We start from the raw sequence: 13,497 nt of genomic DNA on the forward strand, positions 1-13,497 counted from the left end.
GAAAAAGGCTGTCTTCTAAGAAGTTCTTAGAGACAGCCTTTTGTTTTGATTAAATACTTTTTTCTCTTTTACGGATAATCATAAACGCTACACCAGCCGCAAAAATGATCATACCAATAAGCAAGAAAGTAAAGTTACTTGTTGCCGTATTCGGTAAAATATTTAAACCATTTTGCTCCTGCCCTATAGATGGACGCTCCTTCTCACCTGAGTTACCTGTAGGTGTTTTATCATCGTTTCCTCGAGTGTCTCCATCTTTGTCTGGAGTGATTCCTCCGTTATTTGGCTTTTCTTCGCCATTTCCTGGCGGGTTCTCCCCATTGCCTGGCTTCTCTTCACCATTGCCTGGCGGGTTCTCCCCATTGCCCGGCTTCTCTTCACCATTTCCTGGTGGGTTCTCTCCATTGCCTGGCTTTTCTTCACCATTTCCTGGCGGGTTCTCTTCATTGCCCGGCTTTTCTCCACCATTTCCTGGTGGGTTCTCTCCATCGCCTGGCTTTTCTTCGCCATTTCCTGGATTAGGTTGTTCATTTTTACCCTTTGTAAATGACCATATCGGTGATTCAGATGTTCCCGTATAGTCATCCTCTGCTATCACATACCAGGAATAGGTTTGTTTCTCAGTCAGTCCTTCCCATGTGACTTCAGCAGTTGAACCACTTGCAACATTTTCTTGTTTACCAATTTCCTCATCTGTTTTTACATTGACAGTGAAATAATCAGTTGCTACTTGCTTTTTATCTACTTGTAAATCAAGGTTGATTATCATTTCATCTTTTCCAGGGAATTCTGCGGGATCATAGAAATTATAGTCATCTAAGTATGGTGAATATGTGTTGACGATAATTCGATTATTATCCTGGTCAAAATGTAATAGTTTCATATAGCCTTGACCGCCTTCAGGACCACCTTGGTAGTCGCCAAGCATTTGATAAACTTCACGGTCCGCTACTCCGTCACCATTATCATCAATTTCACTTACTAATGTTTCAGAATCATGGTAGTGACCACTAAGAACGGCGATAACGTTAGGATTCTTTTCTACAACTTCCTTATAAATCGTTTCACCAATCGGGCTTCTATTTCCTGAAACTAGTAAATATTCATGGAAGTTTAAAATCGCCTTTCTATCTGGGTATTCACTTAATACCTGATTCATCCATTGTAAATCCTCAGCTTCAACTCCCCAGCCCATGTAAACCATGATAAAGTCATTGCCATTTGCTGAGATGAGATCATAATGTCCTCGATTGTTTTTATATGATTCACCATAGTAGTCTTTTTCTACAAATCGGTCTTCGCCAAACCATTTATAGTATTCCGTGTAATCATTTGATAATTGATCAACATCATGGTTACCAGCTAGAACGCCGTACGGAATATTATTATCATCAAGCACCTTCATATATTGGTCAGCATATTGCCATTGTTCTAGCTTATCTGATTCATCAACTAAATCTCCTGTGTGGAAGACATATTTGATTTTCATTTCTTCTTGCTTTTCGGCAATCCAATTTGTTTGCTTTTCAAAGATATATGGGTAGGATTCTGAATAATATTGTGTATCAGACATCCATACGAATGTGTAATCATACTCATCTGGACTGCTTGGAATTTCATCTTGAACGAGTACATTTATTTTTGAATCCTTTACATATTCATTTACCGTAACATTGCCCTTTAGTTCAAAATCTTCCTTGCCAGCGATGTTATACGTAATTAAATCCCATTTATTCGTTTGATGGTTCCATGCATACATTGAAACCTTTCTACCCTCTAGGGAATGACCAGTCCATGAGAGTTCAATCTTATCATTTTCATCAACTGACTCATCTACAGTTACATCAAAGCGATGGTATGGGAACTGTGTATCAGAATTTGTCGTTAAATATTCCCCATCCTTTTCCGCAACTAACGAAATATCATCTGATGTAAAGCTTTCCTCTCCATCCGGTACCATAACAGATGGTGGCTCAATATCATTCGCATTTTTGAAGGCTTTTACATGATTCGTATCAGCAACGTCATATTGGTAGCCTTTATAGAACGTTACATCTAACTCATCATTTGTTGGGTCTGTTACTTTTACCTTTAATTTCGCATCACCATCTACCGGTGTCGTTAGGCTATCTGCTGGTGAGATAAGCTCGGGTAGACTAGGATTTTCATTGTTTACAGAGAATTTGACAACTTCCTCTGTTACGTTACCTACTTTATCCTCTGCAACAACTGTTAACGTATGCTCTCCTGGTGTTAACTGAGATGATGCTGTTTCGTACGGAACGGTAATTTGCTCGTTATCAAGCAGCACTTGAACAGTGTTCACGCCAGCAATTTCATCTGTAACATCTGTATCGATTGTGAATGCACCTTTGTATTCCTTGCCTTCTTCAACAGTTGTCTTCACCTGTGGTGCTGTATTATCAACGAAGATTGTTGATGTAACTTCATTGTCGCGATCTTGAGCTTTTACAATATGCTTTCCATCAGCAACCTTTGTCGTATCCCATGCATATGTCTTTGCATGTGTATGCTCCTCAGAAATCGTAAAGGTGAAATCCTCAAATGGGCGATATGTACCATCATCCCCCATATCATAAACCTTAGTTGGATCACTCTTAGCAGGATCCCTTAATACCGTACCATCTGCTAGAATTAAACGGACATTTCTTATCGTATAATCATCACGATTTTCTTCACTTTCCTCTAACTGGAATGGTGAAGCTTTATTTCCAGCACGAACAGTTAAAGTGTTTTCACCTAGTTGTAAACGGTCAGCATCCACCGGAATCGTAAAGGTTTTCCAATGTGATAGCCAATCCTTATCCATTAAGTATAGAACATCCGCACCCATTGTTACGGCATTTTTAAAGTACGTATTTAAACCGTTCACTTCTAGTGCAAAATAAGCTTGAGTTTCTAATGACTTATAAGCACCTGCTTGTACTTCTGCTTCATCAATAAATAGCTTTACATCATCAGGAGTTTCTTCCTTTGACGTTCCTTTGATGATTTTTGTACCAGATAATATATCATTGTCTTTTACATTCAATCGTATATCTGAATCATCATTCTTGCTCTTAATGTCGATTTGATAAGTATCACTTTTTGTTTCATTTACCCCATCTGATACGACAAAGTAATACTCAACAGATTGCTTAGCAATTAAATCAGATGCATAAATCATATTTTTATACAATTGTGTTTCAGAATCTAAGCTTAGTAATGTTTGAGTAAACTGTTCTTGGTCATTTGTTCGATAATATAAAGTGACAGATTTAACACCAACATTATCATTTGCTTCAGCTGCAATCTCAATATCTTCAGTTTCCTCAACTTCGGTTACTTTCGTTTTATTGATTACAGTTGGTGCTACTGAATCATCCTCGATATGAATCGGTTGTTTTGGAACTTGGAACGATTCTACCGCACCTGGTGTTGCAGCTTCCGTTCCTGCGCTCACTTTTATAGATTGTGTCGAGCCATCTTCAGGATATTTATAGACTATCCCTTTATTCGGAACAGTATCATCAACGTTTGCTACCTCATTGTAGTAGGAAACAGATATTTCCTCCTTCGTATTTGTAGCAACAACTAGACCTCTTGTACTGCCGTTAGCCATTCCGTCGCTATAAATTCGAACGATATCTTCATTTTCAACTAAATTCGTGCCATAGTTAGCGTTAAAATCAGCAACAGTTTGTTCTGTGTTTTGTGAGTTTATAATCCAAAAAACAAGCGTGTCTTGTGCCGGAATGACAACATCATCTGGAATTGAAGGCCACACAACATCACTTGCCGGATCTGTTCCATAACGATATTGAATCTTATAATCTTTAAAGCTTATATCCTTATCAGTGTTATTATAGATTTCAATAAATTCGTAGCCATCTGCTGACCCGACATTTTCTGAGTCTGGGACAACTTCTGTTACTAGGAACTTCGGAATTTTCGTATAATCTACTTCCTCTTTCTTCACTTCGACTACGTATTCATCTGTTTTTGCAGAATTTGTTCCGTCAGAAGCTTCGATATAGTACGTAATTGATTCATCTACTTTTGTTCCCGGAATAACAGCCGAATAGCTTCCTGTATCCGCACTTACACTCATTGAAAGAGCTGTAAACGAGTCATCACTTGCCTTTTTATAATGCAATGTAACAAACGGCACTGCCTTATCATCTGTTACAGTTGCTTCAACTACTATCGGAGCGTACGCCTCACCCGATTTAATTGGTGTATGAGTAATAACAGGTGCTTCTACGTCTTTAGGTTGTTCATCAATTTCAATCGGCTTTGTCGGTATTTGTACGGAATCAATTACACCTGGAGTTGGTGGTGAAAGGACTCGGTATTTAACCATTTCTGTCCCTTCTGTTGAAAATAAATAATGAATATCTGCTCCAGTATTATCGTTTTCATTCCCTAAATAAGCTGCAGAAACTAGCTCTGTTCCATTGTTATCTTTAATAACGATTGCGCGGTTTCCACCGTTTGCGAAGCCCGGAAAAGCTGTATCTGTATATTCTATTACTTGTTCAGCTGGTAGGTTTGTACCGTAGTTTTCATTAAATTGCTGTAACGTGCGATTCCCGTTATTGAACCATAATACAAGGGTTTCTTGTGGCTCAATCGTAGTCGCAGGAACTTGGAAGACTACCTCACTTCCAGTATCCGTATATTTGTATACAAATGAATAATTTGTTAATGCTAATGGCTGATTTGTATTATTATAGAGTTCAAAAAATTCATAGTAGTCTGTTCCTCCACCAGCAGAGTTCGGTGAAAGCTCAGTAATTAATAAAGGCTGATTACTATATGTTTCCTGTGGCGTTTCGATTTTAACTAAGTACTCATCTGTTTTAGAGGAATTCGTTCCATCTGTTGCTTCAATATAGTACACAATATTTCCTTGGACTTCTGTTCCTGGAACTTCAACAGTAAAGATTGACTCATTTTCAGTGCTTTTAGTCATCGGAATTTGTATAAACTCATTTTCACCTTCAGCCTTAATATGAAGGGTTACATTATGAACGAAGTGATCATCAGTTACGTTAGCTTCAATCTTTAACGATTGTAACGCCTTACCTTCGGTTACTGCGTTATGCGAAATGACTGGCGGCTCTGTATCAGCAGGTATTTCAGGTAGCTCGACTGTCTTTGCCGGTACTTGAGTGTTTTCAATTGCTCCTGGACTTGGAGCTGCTAAAACTTGAAGTTTTTCCATTTCCGTTTTAGCTGGAGCATATTTATATTGAACGACAAGCCCGGTATTGTCTGTTTCATTAGGTAAATAGGTTGCAGCCGTTATCTCATTTCCATCCTTATCTTTAATAACTGCTGCGCGGTTTCCACCGTTGGCAAATCCCGGGAAAACATCTTTGTATTCGACAACCTGCTCGCTTGTTAATTGTGTTCCAAAATGATTGTTAAAGTCATCTAGTGAAAGTCCCGCATTATTAAACCAAAATACGAGTGTTTCCTGTGGGTCAATTGTTGTTGCAGGTACTTGGAATACCTTTTCTTCACCAGAATCTGTATAACGGTATAAAAATGTATAATTTGCTAGAGATAAGGGCTGATTTGTATTATTGTACACTTCAAAGTACTCAAAGTTATCAGTGCCTTTACTATTTGGAGAAATTTCTGTTATTAAGAGATGAGCATTTTTGTTAAAGTCTTCAGACTCAATAGAGGGTTCCTCTTGTACTTCTAATTCTGTTGCTTCTGTCTCTTCCTGGGTCGGTGTTTCTAGTTGCGGTTTTTCTTCTGAAGCACTTGTAGGTACTTCTTCTTGTGTATTTGTAGGTGCTTCTTCTTGTACATTCGCGGGTGCTTCTTCTTGAGCTGTGTTTTCTTGTTGAGGCTGTTCAGTTTGATTATTTTCTTGAAGAGGTTCTTCTATTGGTACCGGTTCTTCTTCCGGTGCTGGTTGTTCAGCCGTTTGTCCGCCAGTTGGGGACTCCTCTTCGGTAGCATCCTGATTTGATTTTTCTTCTAGATTAAGATCAGTTGAAGTTGGTTGTTGTTCATTACCAGTTGATGAAGGATTTGCTTCGACATTTAATTCTTCCGCAAACGTTTTCTTTGCTGGGATAAATGTCATAAAATTTGAAAAGATAATGGTTACCATACATGTTAGGATAAAAATCCTTTTACATTGAAGCCTTACATCATGTTTAATCATATGTACCTCCTTAAAAATTGCTATACATGTCAATACTAATCGAATTTTGTAAATGGAATTTAAAGGTTACGTAAAGTTTCTTTAATATTTTGTAAATTCCCTTTAACCTTAAAAATAAAAAAGGTCTAGGAATGCCTAGACCTTTTCACTATACCTACTCACAGTAAATCCAATTTCTTATACCGACATCTTTCTTAATCCAATCATCTGGTAACGGTACATCACTTAAAATATTATCTATTTCCTTAAAATTCTTTAAATTTGATTAAAATGTATGTTTTTTTTGTGTTTTTTCATAAAGTTCCAATGGTATTAGCACAAAAAACACCATGCCGTCCATTTGGCATGGTGTTTTTTGTGATTATTTGCTTCGTTTTCGAAGTTTTTGTTTTGTTTAACCCGGCAAGAAAATTAGCCCATGTACTTTCTATGCTTATAGACTATTTATCTCATTACGATTGAGCATTTTAAGATCAACAACAGGCTTCCCCGGCACCTCATGATGATGACGGCATCTTGGTTCATACGACTCAGATGCACCAACTAAAATGATTGGATCATCGTATGATGCTGGTTTTCCGTTAATTAGTCGTTGCGTACGGCTTGCAGGTGAACCGCAAACAGAGCATACTGCTTGTAGCTTTGTAACAAGCTCTGCTACGGCCATTAATTGTGGTACAACACTAAATGGTTCACCTCTAAAGTCTTGATCAAGTCCCGCTGCAATTACTCGGTAGCCTTGGTTTGCTAGCAATGTAAGAACATGACAAATGTCTTCGTCAAAAAATTGGACTTCATCAACAGCAATTAGATCGGTATTTTCTGAAATATGGTCAAAAATCTCTTTTGATGATTTAATTGGTTTGGAAATAATCGCCGTTCCATTATGTGATACGACTTCTTCTTCACTGTAGCGGTTATCAATAGCTGGTTTAAATACCTTTACTTCTTGTTTTGCAAATTGTGCTCGGCGAACGCGGCGAATTAATTCCTCAGACTTCCCTGAGAACATGCTGCCACAGATCACTTCAAGCCAGCCACTTTGCTTCATTACATACATTAAAACGGCCTCTCCCTTCGCTACGTTGTTTCATTTTAAGAAAAGCACAAGCACCCACATTTCTAAATATAAGAAGGTTTTTCTCTTAATATAGGAATAAGCTGAACCTCATGATTTAGGTGCTCTCTAGACACTAAAAAAGTAATATTTCTACTTAGTTATCTGTCTTTTTACCGATTTATGCCTTCCGTTAAGCACTCATTTATTTAGCACAGATGTACTGTGACTCGTTATCTAATTCCCTATTAATAGGGTGGCTTTAAACTTCCTGAACATACAGGTTCAGGCATGAAACGATTGGTTTCATTTAAAAATAGACGTGAAAAAACAGGCAAGAGCCATTTCGTCTTGCCTGTTGTAAGTTACCATTATTACTTTTGTGTAATGCCGTATTTTTTGTTGAATTTGTCTACACGTCCACCTGCATCTGCAAATTTTTGACGTCCTGTGTAGAATGGATGGCACTCAGAACAAACCTCAACTTTGATTTCGTTTAAAACAGAACCAGTTTCGAATTCGTTACCACAAGCGCATTTCACCATAACTTTATTATAGTTTGGATGAATTCCTGTTTTCATTCTTTTCATCTCCTTCCGCCCTGAATCATCTGAAACAGAGTTATCATCTAGAATGACTCGTCCGATTGACAACTCAATTCTAGAAAAGCACATGATGAAATTATAACAAGGACACGGTCTAAAAGCAAGCCGAAGTTCTAGGGTAGTATATGGAAATTAAAGGGGACTTAATTATTAAACATGTTCCCTTCAAATTTGAACCGTGTTGCTCAAAGATTTATCGATTTCTAGCTGTTTTCATTTCAGCATCTAAATTACTGAAAAATTCTTCATTCGATTTCGTTTGACGTAGCTTTCTTAGGAACTTCTCAATGAAATCTGGTGTATCAGACATCGATTTTCGAATTGCCCATAACTTTTCAAGATGATCTTTTGGAATTAGAAGCTCTTCTTTTCTAGTTCCTGAACGACGAATATCAATCGCAGGGAAAATCCGTTTTTCAGCAAGTGAGCGATCTAAGTGAAGCTCCATATTACCTGTCCCTTTGAATTCCTCGTAAATAACGTCATCCATCCGTGAGCCTGTATCAACTAATGCTGTTGCAAGAATTGTTAGGCTTCCACCTTCTTCGATATTACGGGCAGCACCGAAGAAACGTTTTGGACGGTGGAACGCAGCTGGGTCAATACCACCGGATAATGTTCTTCCACTTGGCGGAATAACAAGGTTATACGCTCTTGCTAAACGAGTAATACTATCCATTAAAATAATAACATCTTTCTTATGTTCAACAAGACGCATAGCACGCTCTAATACAAGCTCAGCAACTTTAATATGATTTTCTGGAACCTCGTCAAAGGTTGAGCTAACGACATCACCCGCAACTGAACGTTCAATATCTGTTACCTCTTCAGGTCTTTCATCAATTAATAAAACGATAAGCTCAGCTTCCGGATTATTCGTCGTAATGCTATTCGCAATTTCCTTCAAAAGCATCGTTTTCCCTGCTTTCGGCGGGGCAACGATTAAACCACGCTGTCCAAAGCCAACAGGTGCGATTAAATCCATGATTCTTGTTGATAAATAATTTGGTTTTGTTTCAAGGTAAATTTGTCTATCTGGATAAAGAGGAGTTAATGCTGGGAAGTGAACACGTTCCTTTGCCGTTTCTGGGTCTTCACCATTTACCGCTTCTACATGCAGCAAACCATAGTACCGCTCATTTTCTTTTGGAGGACGAACTTTACCTGATACTTTATCTCCATTTCGTAAATCAAAACGTCTTATTTGTGAAGCTGAAATATAAATATCTTCCGAGCTCGGTGAATAGTTAATCGGTCTTAAGAAACCAAAGCCCTCAGACTGAATTATTTCTAAAACACCTTCCATAAATAATAAGTCTTCTTGTTCCGCATTCGCCTTTAAGATTGCAAAAATTAATTCCTTTTTCGTTAGCTTGCTGTAATAAGATACTTTATATTGACGGGCAAGCTCGTACAACTCTTTCAGTTTCATATGTTCCAATGAAGAAATTGAAACTTGACTCATAAAAACACCACTCTTTTTATTTTTCAATTCATGTATTGTGTTCAATTCATTCGTAAACATTACTGTTGAGCGTTCCCCTTCACCATCTCAACTTGTTTTGTCCACGTTTGAACATGCATTTAACCGTTTTCCATCTATCATTTATTTAAGGTAGTTCATTCGATAAATAATGAAGTCTAGTCAGATAACAAATATATGTTATAAGAGATTTACCATCGATTGTACTTTAAGAAGAAACTAGTACATTGGGATTAGAAGGAAAATGAAGGTGAGCTTGAAGTAGATTATGCAGTAATTGCATTCTATGCAGCACTCTTTATTTTTACCCTATTTTTCGAATTTAATCAATCTTTTTCGGAAAATCTATTAGAAGTTTGGGGATATTTGAAATGCTTTCATCGAGCTTAAACAGCTTTGGATAAGAAGATGCAAGGAAATAGTGTCTTCTTTGTCTACAATTCACTTAAACAAAAGTTAAATACCTTTGTTACTAGAATACAATTTTGCTTTAAGAACACGCATGATAACATAGAAGAAAGCAGGATACCCCTACTTTCTCCTTGCATCTCTTATTTATGAATTTTGCATCTGTTCTATTTCTTTATCTGATAATTTCTCCCGCCAGATCGTTGCACCAAGACCTGTTAATTTATCTTCAAGTTGACTATACCCTCTATCGATATGTTCTAAACCTGTTATTTCTGTAATTCCTTCTGCCATTAATCCTGCACATACGAGCGCAGCACCTGCACGGAGATCACTTGCCTTCACTCTTGCACCTTGTAGCTTTGTCGGTCCTGTTACAATCGCAGATCGACCTTCTACTTTAATCGTTGCACCCATTCTTCTAAGCTCATCAATGTGTTTAAAGCGTGCAGAATAAATCGTATCTGTCACAACACTTGTGCCTGTTGCTTTCGTTAAAAACGAAGTAAAGGGCTGTTGCAAATCTGTAGGAAACCCTGGATATACAAGGGTTTTAATATCAACAGGCTTCAATTCCTTTTGACCACCAATGATGAGAATTTGATCATTACTTGTTTCAATATGAAGCCCCATTTCTCTTAGCTTCGCAATAAGTGATTCGAGGTGAAGAGGAATTACATTATCGAGCATAACCTCTTTCCCCATAGCAGCGCCGATAATCATATAAGTCCCTGCTTCAATTCTGTCAGGGATAATCGAATGACGACAGCCGTGTAGCTTTTCGACACCGTCAATTCTTATCACATCGGTACCTGCCCCTTTAATTTTAGCACCCATGCTTGTAAGCAATGTCGCAACATCGATAATTTCCGGTTCCTTTGCTGCGTTTTCAATGATTGTTCTTCCTTTAGCTAAGACGGCTGCTAACATAATATTTATTGTGGCGCCAACACTGACAACATCCAAATAAATTCTTGCTCCATGCAATTCATCAGCACGTAAATAAATCGCTCCTTGCTCATTCGTTACTTGAGCACCTAATGCTTCAAACCCTTTTATATGCTGATCAATCGGTCGAGGGCCAAGGTGACATCCTCCTGGCAAACCAATAACCGCCTTTTTAAATCTTCCTAACATTGCACCCATTAAGTAATAGGATGCTCTTAGCTTTTTCACTTTGCCATTTGGAAGTGGCATCGAAATCATTGTTGAAGGATCAACATACATTTCGTTGTTTTTTAATTCAACTCGACCACCTATTTCCTCTAGAAGGTCACCAAGAATAGCTACATCTGAAATATTTGGTAACCCTTCGATTGTGACTGGTGATTCTGCTAATATTGTTGCTGGTATGAGGGCAACAGCACTATTTTTTGCCCCACTAATATTGACTGTACCATTTAAAAAATCTCCACCGGCTACTTTTAATTTTTCCATGATAGTCTCCCTTCTTATGAAGTTGACTTTCCGGAAAGAACATGGAGGTGAGTTTGCGCTCATTTCGCACAAATATGCATTCACTCACACGAAACACGCCTTTTATTCATTAGCCATCATGTTTTCCGAATTAGATGCAAATCTTGTCAACAAAATTATCAATACATAGGAAAAGCACTGGGCATCTTGGCAAATAAACCGTTATTTCTTTTATTTCCTTATTAGCCTTAGTAAATACCTGTTTACAACTTGTTATGTAAAAAATCATCTCGTATGAAAAAATATCACTCCATTTTTGGTAGAGTATACTTACTAATAATATCGGACAACATCTACATAAAATTTAGAACTCTTACATATTATTATTGATTCTATTATATTAAACCATCTATTATGAAGGACAACAACATTTACGCTAGAAATTTACGTTTAATTACATTTGATTAGAAGTACCTACTGATTATTCTTCGTTTAATTAAATCTGGAATTAACTAGACAGTAGGTGTTTTTAGACATCGTGGATTGAGAAGAGTTTTAGTGAATCTTTATGTAAAATTTTCTAAAAGAGCAAATTCACTAATAAAATCGCTATACATCACTATTTGTATATAAGTGATGAAAGAGATTAATTAATGGACTAGGTGCTTGTGCTTACTACTAAAGCTAAAAGAACAAATCAAAACGAACAAACATTTTGCTTGTCCGTTTCATTTATCACAATTGGTCAGCTTGGCATTTTGTTAGCGCTTTCCTTTATCTTCGGAATAGAACCGCCTATAAAAAGGCGGCTTTATTCTTTATTTTATGATTAAGCTTTGTTAGAAGAACCGAATTCACGCATTTTTCCGATTACTGTTTCTTTAATCGCGTCACGAGCAGGTCCTAAATATTTACGTGGATCATATTCGTTTGGTTTTGCTGCTAACACTTCACGAACTACTTTTGCAGATGCAATTTGGTTTTCAGTGTTAACGTTAATTTTAGCAGTTCCGAAAGAGATTGCTTTTTGGATATCCTTTGTAGGAATTCCAGTACCACCGTGAAGTACTAATGGCATGTTAGTTAAGCCTGCAATTTCTTCCATTTCTTTGTAACCTAAGTTTGGCTCACCTTTGTATGGTCCGTGAACTGAACCAAGTGCTGGCGCTAAGCAATCAATACCAGTACGTTTTACAAGTTCATTACATTCTTGTGGGTCAGCATAGATTACGCCGTCAGCAACTACGTCATCCTCTTGTCCACCAACAGTACCAAGCTCAGCTTCTACAGAAACACCTTTTGAGTGAGCATAGTCAACAACTTTTTTAGTTGTTTCTACGTTTTCTTCAAATGGGTGATGTGAAGCATCAATCATTACAGAAGTAAATCCTGCATCGATTGCTTCTTTACATTTTTCGTAGCTTGAACCGTGGTCAAGGTGAATAGCCACTGGTACAGTAATATTGTAGTCTTCCATTAGACCTTCAACCATTTTTACAACGGTTTTAAATCCTCCGATGTAGCGTCCAGCCCCTTCAGAAACACCAAGAATAACTGGTGAATTTTCTTCTTGTGCTGCTTGTAGGATAGCTTGAGTGAACTCAAGGTTATTAATGTTAAATTGACCTACTGCATATCCTCCGTCTTTCGCTTTATTTAGCATATCTGTCATTGAAACTAAAGGCATACCGAAAAACCCTCCTAATGAACCTAATTTTCTGAAACAGAAAAGCATATCATACCTAGCTTGACCAGAATATTCGCGATTATGTAGTATCCGCATGATCACTTTTCACTTACTAAGCATACCAATTTCTTCGAAAATCGGCAACAATTCGACAGCTCTTTTCAAAATATAAATTCAATATTATGCTTTTAGCGGCAAATATTTTTTTACTGCCTCACGAATTTCGTCGATATCAAAAGGCTTAGCAAAATGCGTAAGTGCACCTAAATCCTTTGCCTCCTGAATCATATCTAACTCTCCATAAGCAGTCATAATGATAACACGAATGTCCTTGTCAACTACCTTCATACGCTTTAGAATTTCAATTCCATCCATACCTGGGATTTTCATATCTAAAAGAACTAAATCTGGTGAGTGCTTATCAACAATTTCCAGCGCTTGAAAGCCGTTAGCTGCTTGAAAGGTTTGATAGCCCTCTTTCTGAAAAACTTCATTTAGCAAAATTCGAATTCCATACTGATCATCAACAATTAGTATTTTTTCCTTTAACATGATTCCTACACACCTCTTCGTTGGTTTCTAAGACAAGCGCAAGCACTTTTTAGCCCTGACATGGATATGATCAAAAAGGATACTTACCCTTCGAATCATTCG

7 protein-coding genes are annotated in these 13,497 nt (G+C 37.5%); all 7 read right to left on the reverse strand.

The genetic code is table 11. From position 1 onward, the window contains the following. Window positions 1-49 precede the first annotated feature (49 nt). Window positions 50-6,187, reverse strand: coding sequence for a lamin tail domain-containing protein (locus ACTJJ9_RS03130; RefSeq protein WP_440768441.1), 6,138 nt, complete (start codon window positions 6,185-6,187; stop codon window positions 50-52). A 433-nt stretch (window positions 6,188-6,620) separates the two neighbouring features. Continuing rightward, window positions 6,621-7,247 carry a thymidine kinase gene (locus ACTJJ9_RS03135; protein WP_145580178.1) on the reverse strand — a complete coding sequence of 209 codons (627 nt, stop codon included), beginning with the start codon at window positions 7,245-7,247 and terminating at the stop codon, window positions 6,621-6,623. Window positions 7,248-7,618: 371 nt separating this feature from the next. Next, entirely contained in the window at window positions 7,619-7,825 is a 207-nt protein-coding gene (rpmE, locus tag ACTJJ9_RS03140) for a 50S ribosomal protein L31 (RefSeq protein WP_095301764.1), read from the reverse strand. A 217-nt stretch (window positions 7,826-8,042) separates the two neighbouring features. Beyond that, window positions 8,043-9,314, reverse strand: a complete 1,272-nt coding sequence (gene rho, locus ACTJJ9_RS03145) for a transcription termination factor Rho (protein ID WP_095301763.1) — start codon at window positions 9,312-9,314, stop codon at window positions 8,043-8,045. 573 nt (window positions 9,315-9,887) lie between these two features. After that, window positions 9,888-11,177, reverse strand: a complete 1,290-nt coding sequence (locus ACTJJ9_RS03150; RefSeq protein WP_145580177.1) for a UDP-N-acetylglucosamine 1-carboxyvinyltransferase — start codon at window positions 11,175-11,177, stop codon at window positions 9,888-9,890. Window positions 11,178-11,985: 808 nt separating this feature from the next. Next, a complete protein-coding gene (locus tag ACTJJ9_RS03155) occupies window positions 11,986-12,843 on the reverse strand; it encodes a class II fructose-bisphosphate aldolase (RefSeq protein ID WP_095301761.1) in 858 nt (285 codons plus the stop codon). A gap of 180 nt (window positions 12,844-13,023) precedes the next feature. Next, entirely contained in the window at window positions 13,024-13,395 is a 372-nt protein-coding gene (locus tag ACTJJ9_RS03160) for a response regulator (protein WP_095301760.1), read from the reverse strand. Window positions 13,396-13,497 lie beyond the last annotated feature (102 nt).

Source organism: Metabacillus sp. 22489 (assembly GCF_052044855.1).
In the GTDB taxonomy this organism is placed as follows: Bacteria; Bacillota; Bacilli; order Bacillales; family Bacillaceae; genus Metabacillus; species Metabacillus niabensis.

Coding starts and splice junctions, on each gene's coding strand:
- ACTJJ9_RS03130 (WP_440768441.1), bottom strand. CDS start 6,187: ATGATTAAACATGATGTAAGGCTTCAATGTAAAAGGATTTTTATCCTA.
- ACTJJ9_RS03135 (WP_145580178.1), bottom strand. CDS start 7,247: ATGTATGTAATGAAGCAAAGTGGCTGGCTTGAAGTGATCTGTGGCAGC.
- rpmE (WP_095301764.1), bottom strand. CDS start 7,825: ATGAAAACAGGAATTCATCCAAACTATAATAAAGTTATGGTGAAATGC.
- rho (WP_095301763.1), bottom strand. CDS start 9,314: ATGAGTCAAGTTTCAATTTCTTCATTGGAACATATGAAACTGAAAGAG.
- ACTJJ9_RS03150 (WP_145580177.1), bottom strand. CDS start 11,177: ATGGAAAAATTAAAAGTAGCCGGTGGAGATTTTTTAAATGGTACAGTC.
- ACTJJ9_RS03155 (WP_095301761.1), bottom strand. CDS start 12,843: ATGCCTTTAGTTTCAATGACAGATATGCTAAATAAAGCGAAAGACGGA.
- ACTJJ9_RS03160 (WP_095301760.1), bottom strand. CDS start 13,395: ATGTTAAAGGAAAAAATACTAATTGTTGATGATCAGTATGGAATTCGA.